Source organism: Pseudomonas sp. TE50-2, assembly GCF_040813665.1.
GTDB classification, from domain to species: domain Bacteria; phylum Pseudomonadota; class Gammaproteobacteria; order Pseudomonadales; family Pseudomonadaceae; genus Aquipseudomonas; species Aquipseudomonas soli.
Window position 1 is genome coordinate 3,415,662 of sequence record NZ_JBFNXN010000001.1, and the last position, 14,443, is coordinate 3,430,104.

The window sequence follows — 14,443 nt, forward strand, 5'->3', positions numbered from 1 at the left end:
GCCGGCAAGCCGGCTCCCACAGGAGCCGAGCAGCCTTGCAGGTCCCTACTCCTGTGGGAGCCGGCTTGCCGGCGATGAGGCCAGAACAGGCGACTCATGCCAGCACCTTCGCAACCGCATCAAGCATCACCTGCGGCGAGGCCAGCTGCATCTCGCCGCTGTCGATATGCACGGCCACCTGCACGGTGCTGGCGCGGGTCATGCGCTCGCCGGTTTCGGCATCGCTGATCAGGTAATGGATCTTCAAGCGGTTCTCCCATTCCACCAGGCTGGCGCGCACGGTCAGGCGCTGGCCGAAGGTGGCGCCACGGATATAGCGCAGCTGCAGGTCGATCACCGGCCAGTGGTAGCCGGAGGCCTGCATGCCCCGGTAATCGTGCTGCAGACGCTCGAGCAGGGCGCAGCGGGCGACCTCCAGGTACTTGACGTAATGCCCGTGCCAGACGATGTGCATGCTGTCCACATCGAAGAACGGCACGACGACTTCGCTGTCGACGTGAAACACCCCGGGGTTACGCATGCAGCCTCCAGTGGCGTTGGCCGATACGGGTCAGGCACAGGCGCAGGTCGTGTTCCAGGGCGCGGTCCTCGATGACCGGGGCGAAGTCGGCCAGCAGCGCCTGGTGCATCTGTTCGAGCGCCGGCGGCAAAGGCCGGGTGTCGGCCTGGCGGGCGCGTAGCCAGACGCCCTGGTTGGCCGCCAGCAAGGTGGCGGCGGCGACCTGCTCGGTCAGCTCCAGCACCCGCAGGGCATCGCGTGCGGCAATGGTGCCCATGCTCACCTTGTCCTGGTTGTGGCATTCGGTGGAGCGCGAGAACACACTGGCCGGCATGGTCTGCTTGAGCGCTTCGGCGGTCCAGGCACTGGCACCGATCTGCACGGCCTTGAAGCCGTGGTTGAGCATCGCCCGTTCGGCCTCGGCGCCGGACAGGTTGCTTGGCAGGCCGTGGTTGTAGCGCACGTCCACCAGCAGCGCGAGTTGCCGGTCGAGCAGGTCGGCGACGTTGGCCACCAGGGTTTTCAGGCTGTCCATGGCGAATGCGATATGCCCGCCGTAGAAGTGCCCGCCGTGCAGCACGCGCTCGGCGTCGCCGTCGATGATCGGGTTGTCGTTGGCACTGTTCAGCTCGGTTTCGATGAAGCCGCGCAGCCAGCCCAGGCTGTCGGCCAGCACGCCGAGCACATGGGGTGCGCAGCGCAGCGAGTAGCGGTCCTGCAGACGGTGCAGCGACGGCAGCGGCGCGTCGATGGCCAGGTCCTGGCGCAGCCAGGCGGCCACCTGGGTCTGGCCTGGGTGCGGCTTGGTGGCGAACAGGCGCTCATCGAAGTGCTCGGGGTTGCCCTGCAGGGCGATCACGTTGAGTGCGGTGATACGGGTTGCCAGTTGCAGCAGGTAGTCGGCGCGGGCGAAGGCCAGGCAGGCCAGGCCGGTCATCACCGCGGTGCCGTTCATCAGTGCCAGGGCCTCCTTGGGCCGCAGCACCAGGGGTTGCCAGCCCAGCTCGCGGTGCACCTCGGCACTGCTGCGGCGTTCGCCCCGGTAAAGCACCTCGCGCTCGCCGGACAGAGTCGCGGCCACGTAGGACAGTGGCGTCAGGTCGCCGCTGGCGCCCACCGAGCCCTCTTCGGGGATCAGTGGCAGGATGTCGTGTTCGAGGAACAGTTGCAGGCGTTCCAGCAACTCCATGCGCACCCCGGACACGCCATGGCTCAGCGAGCGCAAGCGCGCCGCCAGCACCGCGCGGGTGGCCGGGGCGTCGAGCAGGCGGCCCAGGCCGCAGCCGTGGAAGGTGTACAGGTGGCGCGGCAGGCTTTCGACATGCTCCAGCGGCACGGCCACCACACAGGAGTCGCCGTAACCGGTGGTGACCCCGTAGATCACCCCTTCCTGGTCGAGCAGGGTATCGAGAAAGCGCGCGCCACGGGCGATGCGCTCGCGGTACGCGGCGTCGTCCTGCAGGCGGGTAGCGGCGCGGCGCTCGGCCACGGCCAGCACGTCCTCGATGGCCAGCGGCGCTTCGCCGAAGGTGACAGGCTCATGGGGTTGCATCGTCATCGCTCTTCCAGAAGGGGTAGAAATTGAACCATTGCAGCGGTGCCTGGCGGCAGTAATGCGCCAGGCGCTCGGCGTAGCGTGCCGTCCATTGCTGGATCACCTGGTCACGCTCGGCGCGCCGCCATTGCAGCTGTTCGGCGAAGGGTTCCAGGGTGATCTGGTAGCGGCCGTTGAGCTTGAGGCAGAACAGCAGGTTGACCGGGCAGCCGAGCAATCCGGCCAGCAGCCACGGGCCTTGTGGGAAGGCAGCCGGCTGGCCGAGGAAGTCCACGGTGGCGGTGCGCGCGCCATGCAGCGGCACACGGTCGCCGGCAATCGCCAGCCACTCGCCACGTTCCAGGCGCTGGGAGAGCTGCAGCATGATCGCCGGGTCCAGCTCGCTGACCTGGATCAGCCGCAGGTGAGTAGCGCCGGCCTCGCCCAGCAGGCGGTTGAACTGCTCGGCATGGCGGGTGTGCACCAGCACGTTCATGGTCACCTGCTCGCCCAGCTCGGCCAGCGCCCGGCACACTTCCAGGTTGCCCAGGTGGGCGCCCACCAGCAGTTGCCCGCGCTCGCCGCGCAGCTGCCCGCGCAGTCCGGCCGGGTCATTGATATCGATATCTTCAAGGCGCAGGCGGCCGTTCCACACGTCGAGCTTGTCCAGCAGGGCGTCGGCGAAGGCCATGAACTGGCGAAACACCTGCCACTGGCTGGGGGCTGGCGTCTGCCCGGCGCTCCACTGGTGCAGGCGCTGCTGGTACTGCATGGCGCTGCGCCGGGCGCGGCGGCCGAACAGGAAGAAGTAGGCGACGATCACATGGATCAGCGGGCTGAGCAGGCGGCGCCCGAGCAGGCGCGCCAGCAGCGCGGTCAACTGCATCAACCGGAAGCTGCCGCGCTCGCGTTGCGCGGCCCAGTGCTGCTCGCTCATCGGAGCCACCGGCGCCAGAGAATCAGAGGGCTGCGCAGCAGCATGCCGAAGAACAGCTTGGCGTGCATCTTCGAGATCAGTGCGTTGTCGTATACCAGGCGAAAGTGCGAGAGGCCGTCCTGCGGGTAGTGCACCCGGGTCGGCAGCCAGCGCATCGGCTGGTTGCGCCAGGCTAGGCGCACCAGGATCTCGGGGTCGAAATCCATGCGCCGACCCAGCTTGACGCTGTCGATCAGCGCCAGGGTGGGCGGCAGCGGGTAGACGCGAAAGCCGCACATCGAATCGGGAATGGCCAGCGACAGGCTGTTGATCCATACCCACACGTGGGTGAGGTAGCGGGCATACAGGCGACCCTTGGGCACACTGGCGTCGTACTGGGGATAACCGCACACCAGCGCCTGTGGATAAACCTGCGACTGGGCCAGGAAGTGGCCGACATCGGCCAGGTCGTGCTGGCCGTCGGCGTCCACCTGCAGGGCGTGGCTGAAGCCCAGCCGCGCGGCTTCGCGCAGGCCGGCCATCACCGCGCCGCCCTTGCCTTGGTTGACTGCCAGTTGCACCAGATGCACATCCGCGCGCTCGGCCAGCTGACGCAACACCTCGGCGCATGGCGCATGGCTGGCGTCATCCACCAGAACACAGGGCAGGCCAGCGTGCAGCAGGTCGTCGACCACCTTGGGCACGGCCTGTTCGTGGTTGTACACCGGGATCACCGCGCAGGGTTTATGCACAGGCCACCTCCAGCAGGATGCGGCCGCTGGCGCAGGGCTGGCCGGCGCGGGTGTAGCTGAAGTACAGCTTGCCGCGTGCCGCCTCGAAGCGCAGGTCCAACTGCAGCATGTCGCCGGGACGTACCAGTTGCTGGAACTTGAGCACTTCCATGCCGGCGAAGCGCAGGTTGGCGGTCAGTAATGGTGCAGCGAGGGCGATGGCCCAGTCGACCTGGACCACACCAGGCAATACCGGCGTGTGCGGGAAATGGCCGGTGAAGCAGGGCAGGTCCAGCGGCACGGCTAGGCGCAGTTGCAGCTGGTGGTCTTCGCGGGCCTGTTCCACGACCTCGGGCGCCTGGCTCCGGGCTGCCAGCAGCAGGGCCGTCACCTCGGCCTGGGGCAGCTTGCCCTGGCCGTTGTACGGCAGCTGGCGCAACAGGCGCCAGCGCCGGGGCAGGGCGATGGTCTCGCAGTGTTCGGCCAGGTGCGCACGCAGGCCCTCCACCAGTGCGCGGCGACCTTGGTTACGCAGCACATGCAGGCCTTCGGCGCTCGGCACCAGCAGGCTACCGAGGAAGGCGCGGCCTTCTTCGATCACCCCCAGGCGCGCCTCGGCGACCCAGGCGTGGGAGCACAGGGCCTGCTCGAGCATGGGCAGGGAGATGCGTTTTTCTTCCAGCTTGACGGTGCGGTCGAGGCGGCCGAGCAGGCGGAAGCGCCCGTCGCTGGCAAACTCGACGGCATCGGCGCTGTGCTCGACGTGGCCGGCAGGCAGGTAGGGTGAGGCGATGCGCAGGGCGCCTTCGGCGTCCTGGCTGAGCTCTACGTCGGCGAATGGCTGCCACAGCGCTTCGCCCTGGCGCCAGGCGATGCCGCCGGTTTCGGAGCTGCCGAGGATTTCCGTTGGCCACTGGCCGAGGCGCTGTTGCAGGTGTTCGGCGGCTGCGGCGGGCAGTTCGCCGCCGGAGGAGAATACTCGGCGCACCGAGCTCAGCCCCGGCCAGTCGAGGTTGTCGCCCATGCGCTTGAGCAGCGCCGGGCTGGCCACCCAGGCGAACGACGGGTGTTCGCGGCTGGCGCGTTGCAGGTCTTCGGGGAACGGCTGGGCCTTGCGGGCGAAGCCGCGCCCGGCGCACAGCGGCCACAGCACGCGGAACAACAGGCCGTAGATGTGCTGGGTGGCGACGCTGCCGAGGATGTGCGCATCACCCAGCGAAGCCCCCCACAGCTGCTCCAGGGCGATGACTTCGTTGCCCAGCTGGCGCAGGCATTTGTCGATGCGTTTGGGCTCGCCGCTGGAGCCTGAGGTGCACAGGCTGATGCGACACTGGTCCGGGTCGAGATCGGCACTGGCCAGTGGCTCGCCCAGCAGGTCGTCGAGCTGTGGGTCACCAGGCTGGTCGCTGAGCCACAGGTCGACCTGGGCCTGCCAGCGGGTACGGGTCTGCGGTTGCAAGTCGGCGCTCAGCAGTACCTCGGCCCCGGCGCGCCAGGCACCGAGCAGGGCGATGGCCAGCGTTGCGGCGTCGTCTACATGCACCGCCAGGCGTTGCACGCCCTGAGCTTGCAGGCCGCCGGCCAGGCGCAGTGCTTGCTGGCACAGCGCGGCGTGGTCCAGGGCAGGCGCCTCGGTCACCGGGCGCGGCAACGCCTGCGGGCGCAACAGGTGTTCGAGGTTGATCCAGTTCATGTGCGTCCTCGCACACGTTGACGTATCAGCCATTCCACGGCGAACAGCAGGCCCATCGCTGCATAGGCGATCAGGCCGTTGTACAGGGTCCACCAGGCCAGCGGCGCCCACAGTGTCAGGCCGGCGGCGATCAGGCCGTTGACCAGGAAGAACAGGCACCAGGCCTGGGTCACCCGGCGCGTGTAGCGCACCGCCGCCGCTGGCAGCTCGGGTTCACGCAGGCGCGCCAGGCGCTCGGCCACTGGCATGCCCTGCATCAGGCTGGTGCCGAACAGGCCGAGCATGAAGCCGCTGATCAGCACCGGGTACCAGCGCAGCAGTTGCGCGCTGTCGGACAGCGCCAGCAACACGCAGAACCCCAGCGCCGCCAGTGCCATCCACAGGCCACCGGGGCGTTGTGGCGCGCTCAGTGCGCGGGCCAGCCACAGGCCGCCGAGCAGCAGGGCGAACTGCCACGGGGCGAAGTGGCCCAGGCCGTAGTGCACGGCAAACGGATACAGCACGCCGGCCAGCAGCAGGCCGAGGCCGACCAGGCGTTTCATGCCGCGCTGTTTACCAGGCGATGAACCGCTTCGACCACATCGTTGACGGTGCGTACCGACTTGAAGTCCTCGGCGCTGATCTTCTTCCCGGTCTTGCGCTTGATGTGGTCGAGCAGGTCGATGGCATCGATGCTGTCGATTTCCAGGTCCTGGTACAGGTGGGATTCCAGGCTGATGCGCTCGGGCTCGAGCTCGAACAGCTCGACCAGGGCGTCACGGAGGGTGTTGAAGATGTCTTCGCGGTTTTGCATGGTGCGGTCTCAGGCGGCCTGGCGAGCGGTGATGAACGCCGCGAGGGTGGCGACGTTGGTGAAATGGCTGCGGGTGTCCTTGGCATCGGCGTCGATCTTGATGCCGTAGCGCTTCTGGATCGCCAGGCCCAGTTCGAGGGCGTCCACCGAGTCCAGGCCCAGGCCTTCGCCGAACAGTGTCTGCGCGTCATCGATGTCCTGCACGCTGATGTCTTCCAGGCCCAGGGCGTCGATGATCAGTTGCTTGATGTCACGGTTCAGGTCGTGCTGTGCATCGCTCATCGGTGGCGAGCTCCTTGTTGTAGTACTGGTGCAGGTAATCATTGAGTTTGCGCGACGCCAGGGGCGCCGGGCCAAGGCTGGCGAAGGCCTGGGGGTCGATATCGGCGCCGACGCGCAGGCTGAAGTGCACGCGCCGCCGGGGGATGCGGTACCAGGGTTCGTGCTTGGTCAGGGTGGTGGGGCTGACCTTGATGATCACCGGTGTGATGATTTTCGCACCGCGCAGGGCGATTGCGGCGGCGCCACGATGGAAGGCCGGGGCCTGGCCAGGCGGGGTGCGGGTGCCTTCGGGGAAGATCACCAGCGGCTGGCCCTGTTGCAGCGAAGCAGCGGCATTGTCGAGCATGTCCAGGCTCCCGTCATTGCCGATGTACTGCGCCTCGCGCACCGGCCCACGGGTGAAGGGGTTGCCGAACAGGCTGTGCTTGACCACGCAGTTGGCGTTGCGCACCAGCCCGAGCAGGAACACCACGTCGATCAATGAAGGGTGGTTGGCAATGATCATCTGCCCGCGCCGGCCCAGGCGTTCGGCGCCGCTGATGTCGAAGGTGAGCACACCGAGGCTGCGCATGATCAGGATGAACCGCCAGAACAGCCAGCCAATGGTGCGGCGGGCGCGTTGGCGGTGCTGCTCGTCACTGCCGGGCAGGCAGGCCAGCATGGGAAATACCAGCAGGCGCAGGCACAGCCCGCCGAGGCCGAACAGCAGGAAACTCAGGGCGGTGGCCGCCAGGCGCCACAGGTAGGCGTCGCGGGGACGGTTCATGGCTGACGTCGCCAGTTCCATGTGCGACGGCTCCAGGTGTGTGAAAAGGCGTTGTGGCCGTTGAGCGAGGCGTGCAGCCAGGCCAGGGCATGGGGCAGCTCGGGGGCTGGCGCCGTTTGTGCAGGCTCAAGGGACAACTGCCATTGCCGGCCGGGGGTGAGCAGCAGCGCCACGGCGTAGGCGAACGGTACATCGCTGATGCAGGGCGCGTAGGCGGCCGGAGGTTGTTCCTCGGTGACGATCAGCAGCACCGCCGGCGCACCTTCGGCCAGCAGCGCGGCGGCTTCCGCGGCGCCTTGCTCGAAGCCGTCGCCGGCGGCGGCCAGGGCGGTCATCTCGCAGGTTTGCCCGCGCATGATCGACCACAGGCCGATCATCGCGTTGTGCACCGACAGGCTGAACTGGGTCGGCGACAGGGGCTGCTGGCTGGCCAGTTCACTGAGGATCGAGAAGGTGCGCGGGGTTTCACCATGGCGTGAGACGAACACCAGCGGCAACTGGGCGTGGCCTTCGGCCAAAGGCCAGCCGACAGCAAAGGCCATGCGCGCCATATGGCTCAGGCGGCGGCGCTGCAATGCCGGCAGGAACGCCACGTCCGGCGCCTGCTCGGCACAGGGCTGGCGTTCGGCGCCGTGCGCCCAGGCCTGCCAGTCGGCAGGGCTCTGCAGGCCCGGGGCCCAGGCACGCCATTGGCTGATGTCAAAGGTGATCATGATGAGTGTGACGTTCCGCCCTGAGGGAGTTCCTGTCCGTGGGAATGACTCGGAGCACGCGCCGTGCGGGCTAGGCGCACGGGAAGGTGGCGCGCATTATCCCGGTGCACGGGACGTGTATCAATCCACATGATGGCTATCGGACAATATCCACACGCATCTGCGTCGTGTCCGCCTCCATGCCTGCATGGTTTCCGACAGTCGGTTACTCGCAGGTTGTCGGGCGGCTTACCGTCAACTTGAGCGAACAACGCTGGCCAATGGCGCGGTGTCGCCACATACTCGGGCATTCGTTGATACACGGAGGTCTGACATGCGGCGCGTGGTGTTCAATCAGAAAGGTGGCGTGGGCAAGTCGAGCATTGCCTGCAATCTTGCGGCGGTCAGTGCCAGTGAAGGCTACCGGACCTTGCTGATCGACCTGGATGCCCAGGCCAACTCGACCCAGTACCTCACCGGCCTGACCGGCGACGATATCCCCATGGGCATCGCCGACTTCTTCAAGCAGTCGCTGTCCAGCGGGCCGTTCGCCAAGAAGAACAAGGTCGATATCTACGAAACGCCCTTCGATAATCTCCATGTGGTGACTGCCACTGCGGAGCTGGCCGACCTGCAGCCCAAGCTCGAGGCCAAGCACAAGATCAACAAGCTGCGCAAACTGCTCGACGAGTTGGACGAGGATTACGAGCGGATCTATATCGATACCCCTCCAGCACTCAATTTTTACGCGGTTTCCGCATTGATCGCGGCCGATCGCGTGCTGATCCCCTTCGATTGCGACAGCTTCTCGCGACAGGCCCTGTATGGCCTGCTGGCCGAGATCGACGAGCTCAAGGAAGACCACAACGACGACCTGATGGTCGAGGGTATCGTGGTCAACCAATTCCAGTCCCGCGCCAGCCTGCCCCAGCAGATGCTCGACGAACTGCTGGCCGAGGGCCTGCCGGTGCTACCGGTTTACCTCGGCAGTTCGGTGAAGATGCGTGAGTCGCACCACGCCAGCCTGCCGCTGATCCACCTGGAGCCACGGCACAAACTGACCCAGCAGTTCGTCGAGTTGCATGATCTGCTGGAGCGTAGCGCCTAGATCCCTTGGCTGCGTAGCCATTCCAGTAATGACTGAAGTGGAAACGCACCGGCCTGGCGGGTCACTTCGCGGCCATTCTTGAACAGGATCAGGCTGGGGATCGAGCGGATACCCAACTGGCCGGCCAGGTTGCGGTTGGCCTCGCTGTCGAGTTTGGCCAGGCGGCAGCGGCCCGACAGCTGGCGAGCGGCTTGTTCGAAGGTCGGGGCGAAGCTCTTGCACGGGCCGCACCAGTCGGCCCAGACATCCAGCAGCAGCGGCAGATCACCTTTGATCTGGGCGGCATAGTTGCCTTCGGTCAGCTCGAACGAGGTGCTCAGTAGCACGTTCTGTTTGCAGCGGCCGCATTTCGGCGTGTCGCCCAGGCGCTCGGCGGGGATGCGGTTGAGGCCGTTGCAGTGGGGGCAGGGAATAAGCAGTGGGTCAGGCATGTTCAGCTCCAGTGGGCATTCAAGGGGCACTGTGGGAGCGGGCTCCACAAAAGGGCGTCGTTCAGGACGAACAGCTGATCTCCAGGTGCTTGCCCCACTCCGGCGGTCGCTCGGCATACGCTTGCATCCCGGGCTGTTCCTCGAACGGTTTGCTCAGCACCTGATGCAGCCGACGCACTTCACTGTAGTCACCGGCCTCTGCCGCTTCGATGGCCTTCTGCGCCAGATAATTGCGCAGTATGTACAGCGGGTTGACCGCATGCATCCGCTCACGGCGACCTTCGGCATTACCCGGCTCACGCTCGCAGCGTGCCAGGTAGTCCGCACCCCAGGCATCGAAACCGGCCAGGTCGACGAAATCGTCGCGCACCACTTGCAGGGCCTCGGCCACCGGTTGCTCGCCCAGGCGGCGGAAGAACAGCGTGTAGTCCACACCGCCGCTCTGCATGCGTTGCAGCAGGCGTTCGACCAGGGCCATGTCGTCGTCCTCGGCGGTGGTCAGGCCCAGGCGGCGGCGCATCAGGTCCAGGTAGTGGGCCTGGTACAGCGGCAGGAACAGCGCGAGCGTCTCCTTCAGCGGCTCGACCTCGATCACCGTGGTCAGGGCCTGGGCCAGAGCGCTGAGGTTCCAGTGGGCGATCGGCACCTGGTTGGCGTAGCTGTAGCGGCCGCGCTCGTCGGAGTGGTTGCAGATGAAGTTGGCGTCGAAGTCGTCGAGGAAGGCGTAGGGGCCGAAGTCGAAGGTGATGCCGAGGATCGACATGTTGTCGGTATTCATCACCCCATGACAGAAGCCGTAGGCCTGCCAGCGAGCGATCAGCTCGGCGTTGCGTTCGACGAAGGTGCGGAACATGGCCAGGTAAGGCTGTTCAGCGTCGCGGCATTCGGGATAGTGCTGGTGCAGCACATGGTCGATGAGCACTCGCTGCTGTTCTGGCTGTTTCGTGTAGTAGAAGTACTCGAAATGGCCGAAGCGCACATGGCTCTGGGCCAGGCGCAGCAGCATCGCGGCGTTTTCGCGGGTTTCCCGCCACACCGTGGTGCTCGAGCCGATCACGCACAGTGCCCGGCTGCTGGGGATGCCCAGCGCGCTCAGGGCCTCGGAGGCAAGGAACTCGCGAATCGACGAGCGCAGCACGGCCCGGCCATCACCCATGCGTGAGTAAGGCGTCTGGCCGGCGCCCTTGAGGTGCAGGTCCCAGTGTTCGCCGGCCTCGTTGAGGATCTCGCCCAGCAGCAGGCCGCGGCCATCGCCCAGGCGCGGGTTGTAGGAGCCGAACTGGTGGCCCGAGTAGACCATCGCCCGCGGGTCGGCCTCTTCCCAGAGCTTGTGGCCGCTGAACAGCTCGGCGAACACCGGCAGCTCGGCCTGGGCCGGGTCGAGGTCGAGCAGGGCCATTGCCGAATCGCTGGCAACGACCAGGCGTGGGTCGGCGATCGGGTCGGGCAGGACCTGGGTGGAGAAGGCATCGCCGAGTTGGGCGAAGCGGTTGTCGAAGGTGAGTTGGTCGAGGGACTTCACGGGGCCTGCTCCTGAATTCGGTGCCATTGGGGCCGCCGTGCGGCCCTTTCGCCGGCGAGCCGGCTCCCACAGGGCAAGGCATGCCATCTTGTGGGAGCCGGCTTGCCGGCGATCGAGGGCAAAGCCCTCGCCTGCATTCTGGAGGGCATGCCTGTCGCAGTCCACTCAGCTCGGCGGCGTGCTGTCCGGTTTGCTGTCCATCGGGATCAACTGCTGCTTGCCGTTCTTCGCGTCCATGAGGAATACCTCCACCTGGCGCACCGAGATCTTGATGTTGTGCGCCTTGAACTCACGGTTGATATAGCGGTTGAGCTCGTCCAGCGTCGGGTTGCGGTCGCCGAGGTCGCGCACGTGCATGCGCAGCTCGTGGTCCAGCGAGCTTTCGCCGAAGTTGAGGAAGTACACCAGCGGCTCCGGGTCCTTGAGCACCCGCGGGTTCTCGTGGGCGCCCTTGAGCAGCAGGTCGCGCACCAGGTCCAGGTCCGAGCCGTAGTCGATGCCCAGCTTCAGCGTCACCCGGGTGACGGTGTCGGTCAGCGACCAGTTGATCAGCTGGCCGGTGATGAAGGTCTTGTTGGGGACGATGATGTCCTTGCGGTCGAAGTCGGTGATGGTGGTGGCACGGATGCGGATCTTGCTCACCGTGCCGGACAAATTGCCGATGGTGATGGTGTCGCCGATGCGTACCGGGCGTTCGAACAGGATCATGATGCCGGAGATGAAGTTGGCGAAGATCTCCTGCATGCCGAAGCCCAGGCCCAGTGACAATGCCGCCACCAGCCACTGCAGCTTGTCCCAGCTGACTCCGAGGGTGGCCAGGGTGCTGACAATACCGACCCCGGCGATCACATAGGACAACAGCGTGGTAATGGCGTACGCGCTGCCCTGGGCCAAGTTCAGTCGCGACAGCACCAGCACTTCGAGCAGGCCGGGCAGGTTGCTGGCCAGGGCCACGGCGATGCCGGCGATGACCATGGCGCCGAGCAGGTCGCCGAGGCTGATCGGCACCATGCTGGCAGCCGCGCCGGTGCCGCTGCTGTACTCGTACAGAGTGATGTTGTTGAGGTAGGCGAACACCGTGATCAGGTCCGACCAGACCCAGTACAAGCCGCCGATGAAGCCGCCGAGCAGAGCCAGGCGGATCAGGCGCAGCGACTGCTGGTTGACCTGTTCGATGTCCAGGGTCGGCTCCTCGACCACCACCTCGCCATCCAGGCCTTCCTTGGCGGCCTGGCGTTTGCTCAGGGCGCGCTGGTAGGCCAGGCGCCGCGCCGCCACCGACAGGCCACGCACGAACGCGGCCTCGATCACCAGCCAGAACAACAGCAGGTAAAGGGTGTAGATCAGCCGGTCGGTAAGCTTGAGGGCGGTGTAGTAGTAGCCGAAGCACACCGCCACGAACAGGGCGATGGGCAGGGCGGTGAAGGCCACCCCGACCGCCTTGCGAAACAGCGAAGTGTCCTGGTGCGCGGGGCTGCTCAGCAGCAGTCGGCTGAGCAGCCAGGCCATCAGTGCATAGCAGGTCAGCACCACGCCGATGCCCAGTACGTCGTCTGCCAGCGCCGAGGGCTGGTGCTCGGCCACCGCCACCACGCCGACCAGGGCCAGTACCACGGTACCGAGGCGACGTACCCAGCCGCGCAGGAACTCGACCTGGGGCTTGTGCCAGCGGAAGTGAATCTCGGCAACGCCGCCCGGGGCAAGGATGCGGTACGCGGTGTAGAACACCAGCCAGGCCTGGGCGATCTGCCACAGGGCGGCGCCGAGGTTGGCGTTCTGCCCGCGGGCGTCGAGTTGCAGGGCGTAGCTGCCCAGGGTAAGCGCCAGGGCCACCGGCAGTGCCAGCAGGATGTTGATCAGGATCGCCTGGGGCGTATGCCACTGGCTGTCGCGCTTGAAGTGGCCGATGTCCTGGTGGACCTTGCCCAGGCGCCGGTACAGGGCCTTGCGCCGCCACAGCAGGGCACCGATCACCAGGATCAGCGGCAGGAACAGCAGCGGCTGCTGCACCAGGCCGTCGCCCAGCTCCTTGATACCCGCGCCCCAGGGCAGGCTGGCCACCTGGTAGGCCAGGCCCTCGGGTACTTCGCGCAGCCACTGCCAGTCCAGCGGCTTGTTGCTGGGGATCCAGAACATCTGCTCTTCCAGCGTGGTGCGCAGGTTCTGGGCGGTGCTCAGCAGTTGTTTCTGGTTCAGTTGCAGGGTGATGCATTCGTTGAGCAGCGCCGACAGCTCGCGGTTCAACCGCTCAAGCAGGTCGCCGCGGGTGATTGCCACTTCCAGCAGGGCCTTGCGCAATTGCGGGGTGACATCTTCCTCGGGCTGGCTGGCCAGCAGCTTGTCCACATAGTTGGACGGGCTGCTCATCTGTTCGCGTTCCTGATTGATCTCGAACTGGTACAGACGGATATCGGCGATCTGGTCGGCCAGGTTGCGGTCGAGCTTCAGGTGCGGCAGGGCCTGCTTCTGCTTGTACAGGATCTTCGACAGCAACAGGCTGCCCTTGAGCACATTGATCTGCTCGTCCAGGGCCTGGTCGGCCTGGGTGAGGCTGTCGAGCTGCTGCTTGGTGCGCAGGTTCTGCTGGGTCACCTCGTTGAGGCGGTCGGTGCTGCGCAGCAGGTAGTCGGACAGCTGCAGGTTGGCGGTGCTTTCGGTGGCCAGCAAGTTGCTGCCGCCGGCCTTCTGCGCCTCGATCGACTGGCGGGTGACGGCCTGTTGCGACTGTGCCAGGCGCTTTTCGTTGATCAGCGTCTGCAGGTCCTGGATTTCCTGTTCCTGGCGGGTGGCGCGCTCGATCAGCAGGTCGTGGCGGGCGTTGCCCAGGTCCTGCAACACGCTGTTGCCGGCCAGTTCCTGGCGACGCAGCAGGGTCAGGGCGTTGAGCGAGGCCAGCTCGGCGTTGAGCTGGTTGCGCTGGTCGGCATTGATCGACTTGCCGTTGTCCTTGCCGCTCTTGAGGCTGTTGTTGATCTGCTGGGCACGCATCTGGTTGCCGCTGATCTCGGCCTGGGCGCGCTCGGGGCGGGTCTGGGAGTTGATGATCAGGCTGTTGGCTTCGGACAGCGCCTTCTGCAGGTCGCCCTGCTGAGTGCTGCGCTCGCTGAGCATCTGTTCGAGCTGAGGCACCGTCAGGCTGGCGTAGCGCTGCGCCACCGGCACGACGCTGGAGGCTTTGAGCTTGATCAGCTCGCGCTGGCTGTCGCGGATCTCCTGGGGGGCGTTGGCCAGCTGCTGCTTGAGGGCTTCGAGCTTCTTTTCGCTGTCGTCGCGGGCGTTGAGCAGCGCCAGGGTCTGTTCCAGCACCTGCTGCACGGCTTTCTGCTCGGTTTCCGGCAGTTTGCGCTCGGCGATCTTGCTCAGGCTGCTCTGGATGCCCGGAGTGGTCGGGATTTCCACCGCGCCGGCGGCGAACGAGAGGGTCAGGCACAGCCCCAGCAGGGCTGCGCGGCAATGGTCACGCAGGGACATAGGCA

General features: G+C 66.3%; 14 protein-coding genes. 1 reads left to right on the forward strand and 13 read right to left on the reverse strand.

Going from position 1 to position 14,443, the window contains the following annotated elements; all coding sequences use genetic code 11:
* Positions 1–94: 94 nt before the first annotated feature.
* Genes AAHK21_RS15655 through AAHK21_RS15700 form a run of 10 tightly spaced genes read right to left on the reverse strand, consistent with a single transcriptional unit; the run spans position 95 to position 7,927 of the window.
* Entirely contained in the window at positions 95–520 is a 426-nt protein-coding gene (locus AAHK21_RS15655) for a thioesterase family protein (protein ID WP_023632105.1), read from the reverse strand.
* Positions 513–2,057, reverse strand: a complete 1,545-nt coding sequence (gene hutH, locus AAHK21_RS15660) for a histidine ammonia-lyase (protein ID WP_367857719.1) — start codon at positions 2,055–2,057, stop codon at positions 513–515. Before hutH ends, AAHK21_RS15655 begins: the two co-directional genes overlap by 8 nt.
* Complete coding sequence (locus AAHK21_RS15665) at positions 2,038–2,970, reverse strand: glycosyl transferase (RefSeq protein WP_367857720.1); 933 nt, start codon at positions 2,968–2,970, stop codon at positions 2,038–2,040. Before AAHK21_RS15665 ends, hutH begins: the two co-directional genes overlap by 20 nt.
* Entirely contained in the window at positions 2,967–3,701 is a 735-nt protein-coding gene (locus tag AAHK21_RS15670) for a glycosyltransferase family 2 protein (protein ID WP_367857721.1), read from the reverse strand. The genes AAHK21_RS15665 and AAHK21_RS15670 overlap by 4 nt, the downstream gene beginning before the upstream one ends.
* Positions 3,694–5,373: an AMP-binding protein gene (locus AAHK21_RS15675; RefSeq protein ID WP_367857722.1), complete on the reverse strand. Its 1,680-nt coding sequence runs from the start codon at positions 5,371–5,373 to the stop codon at positions 3,694–3,696. Before AAHK21_RS15675 ends, AAHK21_RS15670 begins: the two co-directional genes overlap by 8 nt.
* Positions 5,370–5,915 carry a hypothetical protein gene (locus AAHK21_RS15680; RefSeq protein ID WP_367857723.1) on the reverse strand — a complete coding sequence of 182 codons (546 nt, stop codon included), beginning with the start codon at positions 5,913–5,915 and terminating at the stop codon, positions 5,370–5,372. Before AAHK21_RS15680 ends, AAHK21_RS15675 begins: the two co-directional genes overlap by 4 nt.
* A complete protein-coding gene (locus tag AAHK21_RS15685) occupies positions 5,912–6,166 on the reverse strand; it encodes an acyl carrier protein (protein ID WP_023632702.1) in 255 nt (84 codons plus the stop codon). Before AAHK21_RS15685 ends, AAHK21_RS15680 begins: the two co-directional genes overlap by 4 nt.
* 9 nt (positions 6,167–6,175) lie before the next feature.
* A complete protein-coding gene (locus AAHK21_RS15690; protein ID WP_023632703.1) occupies positions 6,176–6,448 on the reverse strand; it encodes a phosphopantetheine-binding protein in 273 nt (90 codons plus the stop codon).
* Entirely contained in the window at positions 6,417–7,235 is an 819-nt protein-coding gene (locus AAHK21_RS15695) for a lysophospholipid acyltransferase family protein (protein ID WP_367857724.1), read from the reverse strand. Before AAHK21_RS15695 ends, AAHK21_RS15690 begins: the two co-directional genes overlap by 32 nt.
* Positions 7,211–7,927 carry a beta-ketoacyl synthase chain length factor gene (locus tag AAHK21_RS15700; RefSeq protein ID WP_367857725.1) on the reverse strand — a complete coding sequence of 239 codons (717 nt, stop codon included), beginning with the start codon at positions 7,925–7,927 and terminating at the stop codon, positions 7,211–7,213. The genes AAHK21_RS15695 and AAHK21_RS15700 overlap by 25 nt, the downstream gene beginning before the upstream one ends.
* 313 nt (positions 7,928–8,240) lie before the next feature.
* Between AAHK21_RS15700 and AAHK21_RS15705 the strand changes: the two genes are divergently transcribed.
* The gene (locus AAHK21_RS15705) at positions 8,241–9,014 is read left to right on the forward strand and encodes a ParA family protein (RefSeq protein WP_023630116.1); all 774 of its coding nucleotides are present in this window, start codon (positions 8,241–8,243) and stop codon (positions 9,012–9,014) included.
* Here the strand turns inward: AAHK21_RS15705 and trxC are convergent.
* The 3 genes from trxC to mscK form a co-directional block, all read right to left on the reverse strand.
* Entirely contained in the window at positions 9,011–9,445 is a 435-nt protein-coding gene (gene trxC / locus AAHK21_RS15710) for a thioredoxin TrxC (protein WP_367857726.1), read from the reverse strand. The two genes, AAHK21_RS15705 and trxC, sit on opposite strands and share 4 nt — an antisense overlap.
* 61 nt (positions 9,446–9,506) lie before the next feature.
* Complete coding sequence (gene selO / locus AAHK21_RS15715) at positions 9,507–10,967, reverse strand: protein adenylyltransferase SelO (RefSeq protein WP_367857727.1); 1,461 nt, start codon at positions 10,965–10,967, stop codon at positions 9,507–9,509.
* A 165-nt stretch (positions 10,968–11,132) separates the two neighbouring features.
* Complete coding sequence (gene mscK, locus AAHK21_RS15720; protein ID WP_367857728.1) at positions 11,133–14,438, reverse strand: mechanosensitive channel MscK; 3,306 nt, start codon at positions 14,436–14,438, stop codon at positions 11,133–11,135.
* Positions 14,439–14,443: the final 5 nt, after the last annotated feature.

Coding starts and splice junctions, on each gene's coding strand:
- AAHK21_RS15655 (WP_023632105.1), bottom strand. CDS start 520: ATGCGTAACCCCGGGGTGTTTCACGTCGACAGCGAAGTCGTCGTGCCG.
- hutH (WP_367857719.1), bottom strand. CDS start 2,057: ATGACGATGCAACCCCATGAGCCTGTCACCTTCGGCGAAGCGCCGCTG.
- AAHK21_RS15665 (WP_367857720.1), bottom strand. CDS start 2,970: ATGAGCGAGCAGCACTGGGCCGCGCAACGCGAGCGCGGCAGCTTCCGG.
- AAHK21_RS15675 (WP_367857722.1), bottom strand. CDS start 5,373: ATGAACTGGATCAACCTCGAACACCTGTTGCGCCCGCAGGCGTTGCCG.
- AAHK21_RS15680 (WP_367857723.1), bottom strand. CDS start 5,915: ATGAAACGCCTGGTCGGCCTCGGCCTGCTGCTGGCCGGCGTGCTGTAT.
- AAHK21_RS15685 (WP_023632702.1), bottom strand. CDS start 6,166: ATGCAAAACCGCGAAGACATCTTCAACACCCTCCGTGACGCCCTGGTC.
- AAHK21_RS15690 (WP_023632703.1), bottom strand. CDS start 6,448: ATGAGCGATGCACAGCACGACCTGAACCGTGACATCAAGCAACTGATC.
- AAHK21_RS15695 (WP_367857724.1), bottom strand. CDS start 7,235: ATGGAACTGGCGACGTCAGCCATGAACCGTCCCCGCGACGCCTACCTG.
- AAHK21_RS15700 (WP_367857725.1), bottom strand. CDS start 7,927: ATGATCACCTTTGACATCAGCCAATGGCGTGCCTGGGCCCCGGGCCTG.
- AAHK21_RS15705 (WP_023630116.1), top strand. CDS start 8,241: ATGCGGCGCGTGGTGTTCAATCAGAAAGGTGGCGTGGGCAAGTCGAGC.
- trxC (WP_367857726.1), bottom strand. CDS start 9,445: ATGCCTGACCCACTGCTTATTCCCTGCCCCCACTGCAACGGCCTCAAC.
- mscK (WP_367857728.1), bottom strand. CDS start 14,438: ATGTCCCTGCGTGACCATTGCCGCGCAGCCCTGCTGGGGCTGTGCCTG.